Annotated in this window: 11 protein-coding genes; 4 read left to right on the forward strand and 7 right to left on the reverse strand. The window is 47.9% G+C overall.

Annotation, left to right across the window (positions count from 1 at the left end):
• Window positions 1-336, forward strand: a 336-nt coding sequence (locus L1D44_RS10265) for a DUF6677 family protein (RefSeq protein WP_239890376.1), incomplete at its 5' end; no start/stop codon positions are given.
• 114 nt (window positions 337-450) lie between these two features.
• On the opposite strand, the gene L1D44_RS10270 is transcribed toward L1D44_RS10265, so the two are convergent.
• The 5 genes from L1D44_RS10270 to L1D44_RS10290 all read right to left on the reverse strand — a co-directional run bounded on the left by L1D44_RS10270 (window position 451) and on the right by L1D44_RS10290 (window position 9,430).
• A complete protein-coding gene (locus L1D44_RS10270) occupies window positions 451-765 on the reverse strand; it encodes a hypothetical protein (protein ID WP_220767101.1) in 315 nt (104 codons plus the stop codon).
• A gap of 137 nt (window positions 766-902) precedes the next feature.
• Window positions 903-1,379 carry a hypothetical protein gene (locus L1D44_RS10275; RefSeq protein WP_239890378.1) on the reverse strand — a complete coding sequence of 159 codons (477 nt, stop codon included), beginning with the start codon at window positions 1,377-1,379 and terminating at the stop codon, window positions 903-905.
• A 155-nt stretch (window positions 1,380-1,534) separates the two neighbouring features.
• Window positions 1,535-3,940, reverse strand: a complete 2,406-nt coding sequence (locus tag L1D44_RS10280) for a zinc-dependent metalloprotease (RefSeq protein WP_239890380.1) — start codon at window positions 3,938-3,940, stop codon at window positions 1,535-1,537.
• Window positions 3,941-4,140: 200 nt separating this feature from the next.
• The gene (locus tag L1D44_RS10285) at window positions 4,141-7,845 is read right to left on the reverse strand and encodes a response regulator (protein ID WP_239890382.1); all 3,705 of its coding nucleotides are present in this window, start codon (window positions 7,843-7,845) and stop codon (window positions 4,141-4,143) included.
• Between the two features lie 190 nt (window positions 7,846-8,035).
• Complete coding sequence (locus L1D44_RS10290; RefSeq protein ID WP_239890384.1) at window positions 8,036-9,430, reverse strand: PhoH family protein; 1,395 nt, start codon at window positions 9,428-9,430, stop codon at window positions 8,036-8,038.
• A gap of 318 nt (window positions 9,431-9,748) precedes the next feature.
• Here L1D44_RS10290 and rapA point away from each other — a divergent pair, with 318 nt between their 5' ends.
• Window positions 9,749-12,655 carry an RNA polymerase-associated protein RapA gene (rapA, locus tag L1D44_RS10295; RefSeq protein WP_239890386.1) on the forward strand — a complete coding sequence of 969 codons (2,907 nt, stop codon included), beginning with the start codon at window positions 9,749-9,751 and terminating at the stop codon, window positions 12,653-12,655.
• 167 nt (window positions 12,656-12,822) lie between these two features.
• Window positions 12,823-13,698, forward strand: a complete 876-nt coding sequence (locus tag L1D44_RS10300) for a DUF3530 family protein (RefSeq protein WP_239890388.1) — start codon at window positions 12,823-12,825, stop codon at window positions 13,696-13,698.
• A gap of 30 nt (window positions 13,699-13,728) precedes the next feature.
• On the opposite strand, the gene L1D44_RS10305 is transcribed toward L1D44_RS10300, so the two are convergent.
• Window positions 13,729-14,220, reverse strand: a complete 492-nt coding sequence (locus L1D44_RS10305) for a YqhA family protein (protein ID WP_220767094.1) — start codon at window positions 14,218-14,220, stop codon at window positions 13,729-13,731.
• A 173-nt stretch (window positions 14,221-14,393) separates the two neighbouring features.
• Window positions 14,394-15,200: a crotonase/enoyl-CoA hydratase family protein gene (locus tag L1D44_RS10310; RefSeq protein ID WP_239890389.1), complete on the reverse strand. Its 807-nt coding sequence runs from the start codon at window positions 15,198-15,200 to the stop codon at window positions 14,394-14,396.
• A gap of 375 nt (window positions 15,201-15,575) precedes the next feature.
• Here L1D44_RS10310 and L1D44_RS10315 point away from each other — a divergent pair, with 375 nt between their 5' ends.
• A complete protein-coding gene (locus L1D44_RS10315) occupies window positions 15,576-16,571 on the forward strand; it encodes a response regulator (RefSeq protein ID WP_239890391.1) in 996 nt (331 codons plus the stop codon).
• Window positions 16,572-16,582: the final 11 nt, after the last annotated feature.

Here is a 16,582-nt window from a genome sequence, read left to right on the forward strand (position 1 = left end):
GCACTACTCTCAGCCTTTGTTTGCCCAGGCAGTGGTCATTTTTATCTAAAGAAACACGCTATGGGTAAGCTGTTACTGTTCACGACCATAACCAGCCTGTGTTTTTTAATTTGGCATGCCTATCAGCGTGCTCAGCTTATCTCGCAGCAGATCTTAAACGGCGAGATCCCGCTTGAGCTTAATGCCATCTATAGTGCCGTGACTCAGGCACCTGTGGGCAATGAGGCGCTCTATATCAATATCGCCACCATGGCGTTTGTTGCCGCTTGGGCAATAGGTGTCATCGACGCCTACCGACAAGGTAAAAGACTCGATGATGCAGAACTGAAGCCCTAGTCACACTGGCGTTAATCTCGCTTAAGCTTCAACCACAAAAAAAGGCTACTTTGCAGTAGCCCTTTTACTCTGTCATTTCACTAAAAAGCTAAATTTAGCAATCTAGATCTAGCATTATAAACTGCCGTCGAGCAGTGCTTCGGTTTTAGAGAAATCGTGCTGACTAGAAGGGTGAGCATGCTTGACTGGCTCAACGTGAGGATTTTTTGAAAAGTCGTAACTACTTGTGGCAGCTAATGTCTTTGAAAAATCGTGACGTGTAGAGATACGCTTAATATCATTTACCTTTAAAGCTGCTGATACATTTTTTGAAAAATCATAATCAGCACGTGCTGCTTCTGTCTTCGAAAAATCTGGTCGTTCTGCCATTGCTGAGGTAGAGATACAGCCAATTGCTAGTGTTAAGGCTACGCTGGTTAACTTATTCATATACAACTCCAATCTTATCTGCCTACATTCGCTTAACAAACAGTCTACGTTATCTGCCTGTTATAGAGAATAAAAAAGAAGCAAATTTTGCATTTTGATACAATTTAAACATAAAAAGCTGAATTTTTAACAACTAGTTACGCTATTGGAGGAGGGGTAACGACATGAAGTTTAAAGGTTTTAACTGACCAGCTTGGCCCGTCTATTTGCTCTTGGCCAATGTTCTGTTTTAGCGACAAAACACATGGCGAAGCTAGACCTGGGGCGCAGCTACTGTGGTTAGTGCAATGCCCTGAAGACAACATCTGACAACTTGCTTCACAAAGTAACGCATTCACTTGCTCGCCAAAGTCGGCGACTAAGTTAAATAAGTTATCGCTAAACAAACTGGGGTCTATGTGAGTATAACTCGCATCATTTGGAGATACGCGGCTATCGGTAATGCTGGGCTCACTATTGAGCTGCACAGCAGATTGCTGCAGATGCTGTTCAAACTCTTGCAGATAGGACTGGCCAAACTGATGTAACTGATCGGGCAATGCCATTGCCGGGGTAAGCAGAAATTGCCCCAGCAAGGAAAAGAGCAATACCCAATGCGCGAAACGTCTGGCCATCAATATACCAATTCTGTTGCAAACTAAAATGAAATCTACTCTGTAGACAAAGCGATAGCGACATAGTTTCAACGACAGCACAAATTTTTAAGATAAAAAAAAGCGCGAATATTCGCGCTTTTTTTATCGAGTAACTCCCCGACTAAATACAGAGCTTAGATAGGCGATCCTGGCGGCAGCGCCAATGGCTTAGCAATCAGCTTATGCTTAGCATCCGTAAGCCCCTTCTCAATACCTTGCTGTAGCCATGCATAATGAGCGGCTTCATAACTACTCACTCGCTTCACCTTACGCTTAAGCTGCTTCACCGTATAAGCTAAACGCTCTGCTAACTGAGCTTTCACTTCGGGTCTGGTCTTGGGATCATGCAAAGCCGCTAACAGACTATCGACTGTCACGGTATTCACTCGCATCCACACGCCCAGTTCTGCCCCAGTTGGAATATCGCTAAATAGCGTGCTCGCCAGCACCTTATCGGTCAACTTAGTCACCGATAGCTGCTCTTTGTCACTCAAGTAGGCTTGGTTAACTCGGTTGATGCGCTCCGGTGTATAGAGCTGTGACAGGGTTAAGCGGCTCAATACTTCCGCCATACCGAGAGGGTCGGTAATCACTCCTAAGCCTGAGTCAAAGCTCTCACGAGTCTTATAATAGTTGCCCGCCTTTGGTACCAAGAGTTCCTGTAGCTTCTCATCTACCACTAACACATCTGGAGAAAGTGTTGCTAACAGGGCTTCTAATGCCTGCTGCTGAATTGCTGGCGCCACATAATGCCAACTCATTCCATCGACACCATTACTATAGCTATATGTGGTGCCGCCAATCATCTTGGCCGCCGCTGCGATCTGAAAGCGTGTCAGTAGATAGATGGGGACAAACGCATCTTGCAGCTCACCTTGTGGCTGCTCTGCAAGTAAGGCCTCTGCTGAAAAGTCCGCAATGGCTTTGGTGCGCACCTCGCCGAGTCGAGTCAGCTCCGCCACGGGATCGTTGCCGTTATCCCAAAGGCTGGCGTAGGCATTGCTCGCCCCTGCGCTACGTGAGTCAGCCTCACCTATATATCTCAGCCCCTGTATAGTGACATCGTCTCTAAGCTTAGCAAGCCCTTGCGCTTCCTCTGCGGCAGCTGTGTACTCACCGTAGCCATAGGCCACGGTATATTTATCCCACTCGCCAATACCTTCATCGTAAGGCTTACTGATATCAATTTTGTCGTCATTGATAGTCACCATAGGGTGCGGGTAGTCCATCACCGAGGCGTTGTTATTACTCGATGCCGCGAAGTTATGATCCAGTCCTAATGTATGGCCAACTTCATGGGCAGACAGTTGGCGAATACGCGCCAGCGCCAGCGCCATCGAAGCCTCGTCCGCTGCGGCTCTATCTTCCCAGCCTGCGGTTAGGCCACGGGCGATCAGGTGATCTTGGCGCACGCGTTGACTGCCGAGTGTCACATGGCCCTTAATAATTTCACCGGTGCGCGGATCGGTCACTGCCGAACCATAAGACCAGCCACGAGTCGCGCGGTGTACCCACTGGATCACGTTGTAACGCACATCCTGTGGATCGGCATCTTCCGGCAGTAATTCAACCTTAAAGCCATTGATAAAGCCCGCATCGGTAAAGGCATCTTCCCACCAGCTTGCTCCCTCTAGAAGTGCCGTTCGAATCGGCTCGGGTACCCCAGGATCGAGATAATAGGTAATAGGTTTAACCACTTGGCTTGGCGCGCTACCTGGAGTCACTTTTTCTAAGCGATGACGCAGAATAAAACGCTGACGAATATCTTCATCGACACGGGTGCCGTAATCGAGATATTCATCCGACAAGTAGCCACTTAAAGGATGATAAGCGCGTGCCTGATAGCCCTCTTCGGGTAGCGCGACAAATGAGTAGCGCAGACGCACTGATAGATGCTTAGCATCGGGAGTCACCTGAGCGACGTAGTTACCTTCTTTGGCGGCATTAAAGGTCAGCAGCACGTCGATATCGCTGTTGCGCTCGAAGGATTTTACCCCTTCAGGCAAAATCAACGACTTTGATGGATCTAGCTGATAGCTGCCCTGCTTAGTTCGTTCGAGTACATCGCTAATACCATGTAGATCGTTAACGACTAAGTCATTGATCGCCACCAGATTACGTTTACCGGTTACCACTTTGCCACGCCATAAAACAGACTCGGCAAAGGCCTCTTTTACCGCGCGCTGCTCGGCGGCGTTGTCAGTGTTAGCGCGGTAGTAGGTATTAAGCTGCTTTAAAATCAGATAGGGGCCGTGGCGCTCAAACTGCACCATGCGGGTACGGCCAAGCTGACCTCTGTCGAGACCGATATCATTGGATCCGACACCATGGGGCAAGCTGGTGAGCATTAAAAAAGGTTGATCTAATTTATTGGCTTCGAGGTAGAGATCCCCCGATGCTTGTTCATAAAACAGATTGATGAAACCTGTTGCTGCCTGACTTTTCTTAATCAGTGTGGCAGTGTTTGTGGTGGCAGCCACAGCACTGGTCATAGGCACGACGGCGAGCGCAATTGCCAGTGCGAGCTTGTAGGGTCTCATTCGATCTCCTTGATCCTTGTTGGTCGCTATCGTATTCGTTGCCTACAATAGCCTTTATTATTAATGAGTTTGTTTGCTTTATATAATGAATGGCATTTAGCTTAATAAATAGGCTTGCACTTTAGCAAGCCTATATTAGTCTATTTGAATAAGTATCACTTACCGCCTAATACCCATCACAGATTGAGTTAACACCGGACTTAAGATTTCCTACCGCATTCTGCGATCCAATGGCTCAAGGTATCAAACAGCTCTGTGAGCACGATAGGCTTAGTAATGTGCGCGTTCATGCCCGCCGCCAAGCTCTTCTCTCTGTCGCCAGACATGGCATGGGCCGTCATAGCAATCACAGGTAACTCTTCTGCAGAGTAACGCTTACGTAGCTCCTTGGTGGCGGTGAGACCATCCATCACTGGCATCTGAATATCCATCAACACCGCGTCATAGTTGGCCTTATCGATCATATCCAAGGCTATCTGGCCATTTTCAGCCACATCTACCGTATAACCCGCACTCTTGAGTAGCTCGGTCGCCACCTGCTGGTTGATAAAGTTATCTTCAACTAATAACACATAGCCAGTGTCTTCATCGGCCGCCTCCTCGACACTTTCGGGGAGTGGATTTAAGCTCGGCTCATCGGCGAAGGCAGAGATAATCTCATCGAATAGTGTTGAAGCCTTAAACGGCTTTTGCAGCAAGGCGAACACATTGGCACCTTCTACATCTTTGTGTATCGGCTCTGCAGCATAAGCTGTCATCATCATGATGATAGGCCGTTTCGCCAATCGACCATCGGCCACCATCTCATCGATCTCTTTGATCACCTCGATGCCGTCCATCTCTGGCATCATCCAATCGACGAGTAGAAGATCGACAGGATTCTTGGTTAACTTATACAGTCCCTCAGGCCCACTGGCGGCGGTATCGACATTAAAGTGGAAGTCACGCATCACGCTCGAATAGATCTGCAGCGCAGTTGGGTTATCATCGATAACCAAGGTCTTTAAGTTACCTAAGGTTTCGGGCACGACTAAAGGTTGTACCTCGGCCTCTTCGGCAATCTCAAAGCTGATGGTAAAGCTAAAGGTACTGCCCACACCCATCTCACTTTCTACCTGCATCTGACCGCCCATCATAGACACTAAATGCTTACTGATAGATAAGCCAAGTCCGGTACCACCGTATTTACGGGTGGTAGAGCCATCGGCCTGCGCAAAGGCATCGAAAAGGGTCGCCTGCTGCTCTTTGCTAATGCCGATCCCGGTATCGCGGATCCAGAACTTAAGGGTGATACGGTGATCGCGCTCGCCCACATCTTCACAGCCAAGCTCAATTTCACCAGACTGGGTAAACTTAACCGCATTAGACAGTAAGTTAATTAACACCTGTCCCAGACGTAGCGGATCACCTTCTAGGATAAGACCTGCGGTCACGGGTGCATAAAGCAGAAGCTCGACCCCCTTCTCTTGCGCCTTAAGCGCGTTAAGATCCAGCGCGTGATCCAGCACCTTATCTAACGGGAAGGCCACACGTTCAAGCTCCAGCTTACCCGCCTCAATCTTCGAGAAGTCCAAGATGTCATTGATGATCCGTAGCAATGAGTGCGCCGAGAAGCCTGCCTTTTCAAGGTAATCTTTCTGCTGCGCGGTGAGTGAAGTGCGCTGCGCCAGCTGCAACATACCAATAATGGCGTTCATCGGAGTACGAATTTCGTGGCTCATGTTAGCCAAGAACTCACTCTTATACAGGTTAGCCATTTCGGCATCCTGCTTCGCCTCGAGCATCGCCACTTCGTTACGCTTATGACGGGTAATATCCTTGTGAGTGCCCACCATACGCTTAGGTTCTTTGTTCGGGGTGTACTCCACCACTCGCCCACGGGAAAGCAGCCAATGGTACTCACCGCTCTTACCTAACATTCTAAATTCGATGTCATAGGCACCAACTGGGTTAGCTAGGTATTGCTCACGATACTCTTCCACTCGAATACGATCGTCCGGATGGATAAGCTCATCGATGGTCGATACTAAGGCCGGGAATTCATTGACCTTATAGCCCAGCATCGAATAATAAGCTGGGTTGCAGATGATCTGCTCTGAGTCTAGATACCAGTCCCATAGACCATCTTCTACCGCATCCATGGCAAGGTGATAACGCTCTTCGGAAAGACGCAGTTGCTCTGCAGACTCGTACTCTCGGGTCACGTCACGCCAGACGGCAATCAAGCCCAATAGCTCACCATGACGGTTATAGAACGGCAGCTTCAAGGTATCTAGCAGTACAGGTTTACCCGCAAGCTCAACCTTCTCTTGATAGCGCACTGGTGTTCTTTCCGTCAGTACGCGCTCATCTTCGGCGCGAATACGCACCGATTGCTCATCAGGTGTTAGCGCATCAGAGAGCTGACCGATCATTTCACTCTCACTAAAGCCCAACATCCGTTCAGCCGATTTGTTACAACCGAGATAACGCCCCTCTTTATCTTTAAAGACAATCGCTTCTGGGATCGAGTCCAGCAAAGAGCGTAGCAAGGCGTATTCCTTCTCACGTTGCTCAGTGGTGTCTTTTAGCCGTTCGGTGCGCTGAGCCACCAACTTATCTAGGCGGCGATTCTGCTCCGCGAGGTGGCGAGTATACTGCTTGTTCTCTTCAAAAATCCGGCTCACCAGCTGGAACCATGGGGCCCAACCGACGGTTATTTTCTCTGGCGGCTTGATAGGCTCGGCCGAGCACTCCTCGAGATGAGTCAACAATCTTGAGGCTGGGTTGACGAATGAACGACGAGTCAACCAGTGAACGATGGTTACCAATACCGATAACGCCATCACCACCAACACGAAGGTGAGCTCCAACTTTTCCCATGAATCTTTAAATAATTCATCGACATCTTGCAGGTAGAGCAAGCGCCACGGAGCATTATGCAGCGCCACCGAGTGAATGTAATAGCCGTTGCGGATCATGCCGTCATGGGCATCGAAGAGTTCTGACTCAGGGATCGAGTGCAGTTCTGATGGGATCTTCTGACTGATATGATAGACCCGATTAATATCCGAATTATCGATATCGCTGTGGGTCAGAATATTATTGTTCTGATCCAGCAAGATCACCGTGCCGGGCATCTTAAAATAGAGACGAATTTGCTTACGTAGCGATGCCAGCGTCATATCTAAGTTGATCGAACCGATAAACTCATCTTCGAGGTAGATAGGCACACCTAAGGTGGTTAATAGCCCTTTACCCGTGGCTTCAACATAGGCCGGGCTCCAAGCCACACTGCGCTGGGGGTTGTTAGCCGGAGTGACTAACTGAAACTGTTTCTTATTCAGCAGCTCATCACGAAAGCGCTGCTCATCCGACGGCCACGGAAAGTAAGACATGATGCGGCGTTTAGAGATGTAATAGATAGAAGAGGCTTTAGGCGCCGCTTCATTGGCGACCGGAAAAGACAGAGATAGCTCGAATAGCATCTCCAGCTCTTGATAAAACTTATCGCTGCGACCATTGAGAGAACCTGCACCTGTGATGCGCCCCATGTTGGTAAAGGGCTCGCCACTCTTGGCGTAGCTAGGCTCTAGGGTAAAAAACTGACCACTCTCGTTAAACTTCTCATACTGAGGCAAGCGCTCTTTACGCACCAACTCACCTAATCTGAGATGATCTACCGCCACGTTGCGCAGGCTCTTAACCGCACGAATGCTCGACTCGAGTAGTAGATCCACCTGCAAAACATGACGCTCAACCAACTCTTCGGTCTGCTCGATCAGCTGCGCTTTTTGACGGTCAAACGACATCCAAGCCGTTGCCAAAGCCATGATGATTACCCCGATATAGGTGTAAAAAACCGCTCTGTTATAGTTCTTTTGAATCGTTGACTTTAGCTGAAGAGTCGGCTCATTCCGTTTCATTTACAACCCTTGGTAATACTCTCTGGTGAGCAATCAAAATATGTGCCAAACAGTTCTCGGCTCGAACCAATAATATCAGGAAGATAGCTTTCAATCATAGCCTAAAAATGTATAAAAAGGCCTCAATAATAGTGAGGCCTTTTATATCTGTAAACTCCGTCTTAACTCGAGAAAGCTAAAACAGCGCGAACTAGAGGTTTTCTTCGGCAAACTCGGCTAAACGAGAACGAACCACGCCATTTAGGTAGATATTGGCACTACCATCGAAATCCTTAAATCGTTCGACGATATAGGTAAGTCCCGAAGTGACTGCGGTTAAGTAATTTGAGTCGATCTGCGACAAGTTACCGCTACAGATAAGCTTAGTTCCCTCACCCATTCGGGTGATCATAGTCTTGATCTGCGATGCGGTTAGATTCTGGCACTCATCGAGGATAACCACCGAGTTTTGAATCGAGCGGCCACGCATAAAGTTAATCGACTTAAACTGAATATTGGCCTTATCCATGATGTAATTCATACTGCCACTAGGATTGACGTCATGCTTATGCAATACCTCTAGGGTATCGGTGATCGCTCCCAACCAAGGCGCCATCTTCTCTTCCTCTGTACCGGGGAGGAAACCGATAGACTCGGCGATCTCTGGGGTATTACGAGTGACGATGACCTTTTCATACTGAGCTCGCTCAACCACCAGCTCAAGCGCTGCGGCTAAGGCTAGTAAGGTTTTACCACACCCTGCGGGACCCGTTAGGATCACTAAATCGATCTCCGGATCCAGTAAGGCCTGCATCGCCATGCCTTGATAGACATTCTTCGGCCTGATCCCCCACGCCTCAAGGTTAAGTAACCTCTCTTGCCCCAAGTCTAAAAATTTAAGTTCAGCATCAGTCTTCTCGACAATGCGTCCACAAAAATCATCGCTGTCATCCAATAGATACTGATTGGTATAGAAGGTGTCATCACCGAGCTTATCTATAGGTACGCTGTGCACCGTATGGCGGCCATCGCTTTCGGTAGTGACATCATCGGTACGCTCCCAGAAGCTCCCAGAGAAACGGTGAAATCCTTTGGTGAGGAAACGAATATCATCGATCAACTGGTCGGTACGATAATCTTCTACCTGCTGAATGCCCGCGCCCTTGGCCTTGAGGCGCATATTGATATCTTTGGTGACCAGCACCACTTTGCGAGGTTGATGTAGCTGCTGTAGATGCAGCGCGGTATTGATGATGCGGTTATCGTTGTTGTCACCGGGCATGCTGCCGATGGTGAACTCAATCTGATGGTCGGGGAAAATCGACAGGGTGCCTGAAGCGTCACCGTGACCCTCTCGGCTTGGTAGCGAAACACCTTGCACTATCTGCTCGGGTGTCGTCTGTCCTCCTAAAATATCTTCTAACGCTCTAATCGCAACTCTTGCATCGCGACTCACATCTCGCTTTCTATCTTTAATTAGGTCCAGCTCTTCCAGAACTGTCATTGGCACGACTACGTCATGCTCCTTAAACGAGTAAATAGCCAAAGGTTCATGCAGTAATACGTTGGTATCCAGTACAAACAACTTTCTGTCGTCTTGTTCCATGGCGCCTCCAATTGTGCATTAATTTTTTGATTATGAGATCGACTCTGTTCCCTTTTATTGTTAGCCCTAATCTCATACTGCCACCAATATTACTTGGCTTCAATGCCCGGTATAGTTTTTAAGCTGTAAAACTTGATTCATTAATATCGAGGGAATGTGACCGGGCTGTGAAACAAAAAAATACTCCAGAGCAACTGATTATTTTGTACACTACTATTTCAGATTGGGGCGAATATTAGTGGGTTCAATTTTCAATATGCTCACGATTGGTATACCATACGCGCCCCTTGTGATTCACCCAGTATATGAGAGTTTTAAATGCCGTTTTCCTTAGGTCAACGTTGGATCAGTGACACCGAATCAGAATTAGGTTTAGGTACCGTAGTTGGAGTGGAGGGTCGCATGGTGACCGTTCTTTTCCCTGCAACAGGCGAGAACAGATTGTTCTCTCGTACAGAAGCCCCACTTACTCGTGTTATTTACAACCCAGGCGACACCGTAGAAAGCCACGAAGAGTGGAAGTTGACGGTGACCGAAGTTGAAGAGAAAGATTCACTGATTATTTACCACGGCACCCATAGTGAAACTGGTGAGCAGGTGAGCCTGCGTGAAACCTTGTTGAATCACAATATCCGTTTTAATAAGCCACAAGATCGTCTATTCGCCGGGCAAATCGACCGCCTAGACAGATTTAATGTGCGTTACCAATGTCAACAGCTACGCAATAAGTTAGCGACCTCAGATCTACTAGGACTGCAAGGGCCTCGTGTTGGATTGATCCCGCATCAACAGTGGATTGCTCACGAAGTGGGTCAGCGTTTTGCGCCGCGAGTATTGCTTGCCGATGAGGTAGGTCTAGGTAAGACCATCGAAGCGGGTTTAATTATCCATCAGCAACTACTGACAGGACGCGCCGAGCGTATCTTGATTATCGTACCTGATACTCTGCGTCATCAATGGTTAGTTGAGATGCTGCGCCGCTTTAACCTACGCTTCTCGGTATTCGATGAAGACCGCTGCGTTGAGGCTTATGCCGACCACGATAACCCTTTCTATACCGAGCAGCTAGTGATCTGTTCACTGGATCTATTGCGTAAGAAACGCCGTTTAGAGCAAGCCTTGGATGCAGACTGGGATCTGATGGTAGTGGACGAAGCCCATCATTTAGAGTGGTCGGAAGAAGCACCAAGCCGTGCTTACCAAATTGTTGAAGCCTTGAGTGAAGAAATTCCTGGGGTGTTACTGCTTACCGCAACGCCGGATCAACTTGGTCATCAGAGCCACTTTGCGCGTCTGCGCCTACTGGATCCGGATCGTTTCTACGATTACCAAGCCTTCCTTAAAGAAGAGGATAGCTACAAAGACGTCGCAACCGCCGCCGATGCCCTAGCCTCTGGCGAGTCGTTATCGGATGAGTCTGTGGCCAGCTTAACGCAGCTACTGTCTGAGAAAGATATCAGCGAGTCAATCGCTCTCATTCAAGACGAAGCGGCCGATGCTGACAGTCGCTTCCAAGCTCGTGATGAACTGCTGCAAGATCTGCTAGACCGTCATGGTACAGGCCGCGTGCTTTACCGTAACAGCCGCGCATCGGTAAAAGGCTTCCCTGTGCGTAACTTGCATGTGCACCCACAAAAGATGCCTGAGCAATACATCACGGCATCTCGCGTTAGCTCTATGATGAACAAGCATTTAGACACTAATGCTAAAGTTCGCCAAGTATTAAGCCCTGAGAAGATCTACCAAGACTTCGACAGTGGCAGTGCTGCATGGTGGAAGTTCGATCCTCGTGTGGATTGGCTAATCGACTTCTTAAAGAACAACCGCAGCAAGAAAGTGCTCATTATTGCCAGCCAAGCCGAAACCGCCTTGAGCCTAGAGGAAGCGCTGCGTACCCGTGAAGGTATTCAAGCAACCGTGTTCCATGAAGGCATGTCGATCATCGAACGCGACAAAGCGGGCGCCTACTTCGCGCAAGAAACTGGCGGCGCACAAGCACTTATCTGTAGCGAGATCGGTTCTGAAGGTCGTAACTTCCAGTTTGCTAGCAACTTGGTGCTGTTCGATCTACCGCTAAACCCAGATCTACTGGAGCAACGTATCGGTCGTCTCGATCGTATCGGTCAGAAGAACGATGTTGAGATCCACCTACCTTTCTTAGCTAACACGGCACAAGAGAGATTGATGCAGTGGTATCACCAAGGGCTAAATGCCTTTGAATGCACCTGCCCAAGTGGCCACATTCTATTTAACGAATTCTCTGGCGAGCTATTAGAGAGTCTGCTTAATAACGACCAAGAAACCTTAGAGAGCTTACTCGATAGCACTAAGGCGCGTTATCAAGAGCTGAAAATCGCGATGGAACAAGGCCGCGATAAACTGCTTGAGATCAACTCTCACGGCGGTGAGCGTGCTAACAAGTTAGTGCAAAGCCTAGCGGACAAAGATGAAGATACTCAGCTTATCGGCTCTGTTATCCGTCTGTGGGATATTATCGGTGTCGAGCAGGAAGATAGCGGTGAAAACGCCATCGTATTGCACCCAAGTGAGCACATGATGTTCCCGACTTATCCGGGTCTACCTGAAGATGGCATTACCGTCACCTTCGACCGTGAGATGGCACTGTCTCGTGATGATATCGCACTGATCACCCAGGAGCACCCACTGGTGCAAACGGGTCTGGATCTGATCACCTCATCTGAGACGGGTACCACTAGCGTTGCGGTACTGAAGAACAAGGCTCTGCCGGCGGGTACTGTGTTCCTAGAGCTTATCTACCTAGCCGATGCGTCAGCGCCTAAGTCTAGCCAGCTATACCGTTACCTACCACCAACACCTATCCGTGTGTTATTGGATAAGAACGGCAACAACCTGTCTGACAACGTGACTTACGAGAGCTTTAACAAACAGTTAAGCGCGGTGAATCGCCATATCGCCAGCAAGCTGGTTAATGCTTCACAGGCAATTTTGCACCCTCTGCTTGCTAAAGCCGAGAGTGTGGCGAGTGCCGAACTGCAAACGCTAACAGAGTGCGCTCGTGAGAAGATGACCAGTCAGTTATCGGGCGAACTTGAACGATTGAAGGCGTTAAAAGCGGTGAACCCGAACATTCGTGACGAAGAGCTAAGCCACCTAAGCGAACAGATGAGCGAGCTAAACCGTTACTTAGACAGCAGCAAGCTACAACTTGATGCGATTAGATTGGTGCTAGTTAGCCACGCCTAAGGTCAAACGAATCAGCTAGGCCTAACTTAGTAGGTCACTGGCTCAGCTAAAATAAGCCCTGATGTTTCAGGGCTTTTTTATGGCCTGTTTTTATAAACACATGATGCTAATACCATAAACATATATACTGCAGGCGCCTTGTTATCTCAGTAAATTAAGTCGCCAGTATGAAATTGTTGTCTACTTTGGCTAAGCCCATTTTAGCTAAGCCCCTGTCACTCATGAGTCTCACTTGTGGTGCCCTACTTTGCCTCGGCTCTTTTATGGCATCGGCATCTAACCCTGAATACAACTACCTTCCAGCCAATGAAGTCAAACAACTGCAAGTTGAAGATAAGAGCGTTCCTGCGCTGCTGCGCCCCTGGATAGGTAAGAAACGGCTTGGGTTAGCCATTATAGTGCCGGCCATAGGCGAGCGCGCCGATGCGCCAGGTTTAGCCAGCTACCTTAGGCGCGAGCTAAATAGTGTAGGCTGGGCAACTCTGGCGGTGACACCACCGCCACTATTGGATACCCACACCGAAATTGAAGCGTCTGATACAGCTAGTACGGCAGCGACTCCAGACACGCAACAGGCGCTTTTAGAGTCACAAAAGATCCAACTTAAGCAGCAAGACTTTATGCTCGCCTCCATGGCTCAACTCGATACCTTAGGCAAACATTTTGCGGGTAAGCGAATGCTAGTGACGATAGGTGACAGCGCGAATTTGATTATTGAGTTGCTAGAAACCAAGCGTCTACCTAAGCCCGACTTGATGGTGATAGTGAATCCCTATAGCGAGCTGGAATCGGCTAACCAAGCGCTACCCGAGAAACTGGCGGCGCTCTCAATTCCGGTATTAGATATTCAATCTAAGGATGGCACTGCACAATCCCTTGCCACTCAGGTGCAGCGATTAACACTGGCACCCGCTAATACGCCCACCCGATATAGTCAGCAAGTATTAGCCTTAGACTTAACCCTTAAGGTGACTTGGGATGACTGCCTTGAGTTAATCGAAGGTTTTGCCACTAGGATCAATAAAGCCTATCCAAATGGATAGGCTTTATCTTATTAAATATGAACTGTGGAATTAATCTTTGCTCAGCTTCAAAGCCCCAGCGATCAATACCACGGTAATGCCCATATAGAGCAGCTCCAACATAGAGGTCGGTTTCATATCGGTAAAGAAAGAAAACACCTTAATGATTAGCATCATTAAGATCACTTTACCGAGCTTGCTCTTAAGCGAATCGATACTGCTGATAATCAAGATCTTACCTGCAGCTTCACTCTGACTGGCACCTTTAAGGTTATTGATAAATAACTCATACAGACCGAATGCAAAAATGAGTAATACCGCGCCGAGTAGGAAAGTATCTAAGATCTCCACCACGACCATCACTAAATCGTTACGCACCGCATGGCTACCACTGAAGATATAACCAAGAATAAGATCAATCATATGTACGACATCTCTCAGCCCCATGGCAAATACGACAAACGCCGCCACGATACATGACAAGACACCAAACATAACCGATAAACGGCTGCTCCAGAGAAAACGTTCAAACAGTTCGCGCATAGCTCAATAAATTCCAATACTTAAGATAGAGAGGTTTTAAGAAATGACTAACAGCTGGTAGCTCAATCATCAAAACCCTAGAATAAGCTGGAGTGTAAAATAAGCCTCTACCTACTACAGAAAATTCACAAAAATTCGTGAGTTAGATCACGTATTGTACTATTCCCTAAAAATTACCAACCTGACTGCCGACTCAGATAAGTTTTGTCGGTTTTTTTACTCTGTCTCTGGGCCGCTATGACTCGATTTTTCCCCATGAGTAATCGCACCTGATACCAGGACTCACGTCCCAATAATTGTCGAATTGAGCTCGACCAGTTTTTGTTAATACTGTGCTTAATCGCGGCATTAGCATCGGGGGATGTACGTGCTAATTGAGTTGCTAACGCTGTCGCCGCCGCCAAGGGTTCCTTCTCTACTGCTGTGACTAAATTGATGGATAGAGCCTGCTCGGCCGATAAAACATCTGCCGACATAGTAAGCTTAAGCGCTTGATCTTTTGGCATTAACTCTCGCAAACCTGCAAGACCTGCCATATCAGGAACCAGCCCCCACTTAGCTTCCATTATTGACATTTTGCAATCTGGAGCAGCGATTCTAAAGTCCGCCCCAAGAGCTATTTGCATGCCGCCGCCATAGCAGACTCCCTCGAGCACCGCGATAACGGGAACTGGCAATCGACGCCAACCAATAGAGACTCGCTGAGCTAAATTAGCGTTACCCGGAACAAACTTAAATAATAATTTGACCGCGTCTAATGGCGAGCTCATCACACTTTTCACATCTAAACCTGAGCTAAAATTATCGCCTTCACCAAAAAGCACCACTGCGGTAAGCGCTCTGTCTTTTGCTAATTTTTTAATACAGAGATCAATCTCTTTGAAAAGCTTATAATTCAAAGCGTTATACTTTTCAGGTCGATTGAGACTCACATAAGCAATGCCACCGTTTTTGGTTACTCGTACTAAGTCATGACTCATCTTGGCGTCCTTTCTCGGAAAGTGGTCTGTCCAGATGAGCAAGTTAACACATTTGGAATATTTCGTTAATAGCTATAACATAAAGCGGTAATTCTGACGCTCGTCATTTTATTGTCACTGCAAATAGCTTTCTATTAGCTAAGTTGATGATGAATAATCGGGTTGTAGTGCTACCCTATGTTAAGGGACTACGTCATGGAAGGTAGTCAGAGTATCCGTTTTGACGACACAATCCATGGACGCGCTACTGAATGATCGATATTCCAGCTGCGACCCACTGGCTCTATATAGATGACACAGACTCTAGCGACCAAGATTAGGACTTTATTGGCTGCGAAGATCTCAGTAGTTGATGAATAGGAAATAACAATAGCAATGCCGCTCCCCATATTAATTTGTGATGACTCTGCGCTAGCCCGTAAGCAGATGGCACGCACTCTCCCTAAAGACTGGGATGTCGAGATCACCTATGCCACCAATGGCTTAGAAGGCATCGAAGCAATTCGTGAAGGTAAAGGCGAAGTCGTCTTTCTCGATCTGAACATGCCTGTGATGGACGGTTATCAAGTTTTAGAAGCGATCCAGAAAGAAGATCTGCCCGCGCTGGTGATTGTCGTTTCTGGCGATATTCAGATTAAGGCTCATGAACGAGTCAAAAACTTAGGCGCACTCGACTTTATTCAAAAACCTGTCAGTGCCGATTCCATCAGCCACATTCTGCAAGAGTACGGCATTTTGGAATTAGCTCAGGGCGCTGGGCAAGATCGCTCCCCCATGATCAAAGTCGATCTGCGTGATGCCTGCCAAGAGGTGGCTAACGTCGCCATGGGACGCGCAGCGGATCTACTCTCTAAGCTATTAAATGTCTTTGTGAAGCTGCCGATCCCAAATGTAAACGTATTGGAGGTCAGCGAGCTCACCATGACGCTTAAGGCCACAGAGGAGCAGAGTACGGTATCGGCACTCTGCCAAGGCTTTATCGGCGCAGGGGTGGCAGGCGAAGCCTTGTTACTTTTCCATGACTCATCATTTCAAGATATGGCCAAGCTAATGAAGCTTGATCACCCTGAAGATGAGCAGACAGAGCTCGAGGTGATGATAGATACCGCCAACGTGCTCATTGGCGCCTTTCTCAACGGGATCTCTGAACAGCTGCACATGAAGTTCAGCCAGAGTCACCCTGTCGTGTTGGGACGACACTGCAGCGTCAATAACCTGATCAGTGAAAACTCCGATAAATGGAACCGAACGCTGGCGATGGAGATCAATTACCGTATCGAAGACCATGATATTCAATGCGATCTCTTGCTTCTGTTTACCGAAGACTCGCTACCAACACTCAACTATAAGCTCGGCTACTTGCTGGATTAAGATACCTGATA

The sequence above is a fragment of the Shewanella sp. Isolate13 genome (assembly GCF_022398325.1).
GTDB lineage: Bacteria > Pseudomonadota > Gammaproteobacteria > Enterobacterales > Shewanellaceae > Shewanella.

Coding starts and splice junctions, on each gene's coding strand:
- L1D44_RS10270 (WP_220767101.1), bottom strand. CDS start 765: ATGAATAAGTTAACCAGCGTAGCCTTAACACTAGCAATTGGCTGTATC.
- L1D44_RS10275 (WP_239890378.1), bottom strand. CDS start 1,379: ATGGCCAGACGTTTCGCGCATTGGGTATTGCTCTTTTCCTTGCTGGGG.
- L1D44_RS10280 (WP_239890380.1), bottom strand. CDS start 3,940: ATGAGACCCTACAAGCTCGCACTGGCAATTGCGCTCGCCGTCGTGCCT.
- L1D44_RS10285 (WP_239890382.1), bottom strand. CDS start 7,845: ATGAAACGGAATGAGCCGACTCTTCAGCTAAAGTCAACGATTCAAAAG.
- L1D44_RS10290 (WP_239890384.1), bottom strand. CDS start 9,430: ATGGAACAAGACGACAGAAAGTTGTTTGTACTGGATACCAACGTATTA.
- rapA (WP_239890386.1), top strand. CDS start 9,749: ATGCCGTTTTCCTTAGGTCAACGTTGGATCAGTGACACCGAATCAGAA.
- L1D44_RS10300 (WP_239890388.1), top strand. CDS start 12,823: ATGAAATTGTTGTCTACTTTGGCTAAGCCCATTTTAGCTAAGCCCCTG.
- L1D44_RS10305 (WP_220767094.1), bottom strand. CDS start 14,220: ATGCGCGAACTGTTTGAACGTTTTCTCTGGAGCAGCCGTTTATCGGTT.
- L1D44_RS10310 (WP_239890389.1), bottom strand. CDS start 15,200: ATGAGTCATGACTTAGTACGAGTAACCAAAAACGGTGGCATTGCTTAT.
- L1D44_RS10315 (WP_239890391.1), top strand. CDS start 15,576: ATGCCGCTCCCCATATTAATTTGTGATGACTCTGCGCTAGCCCGTAAG.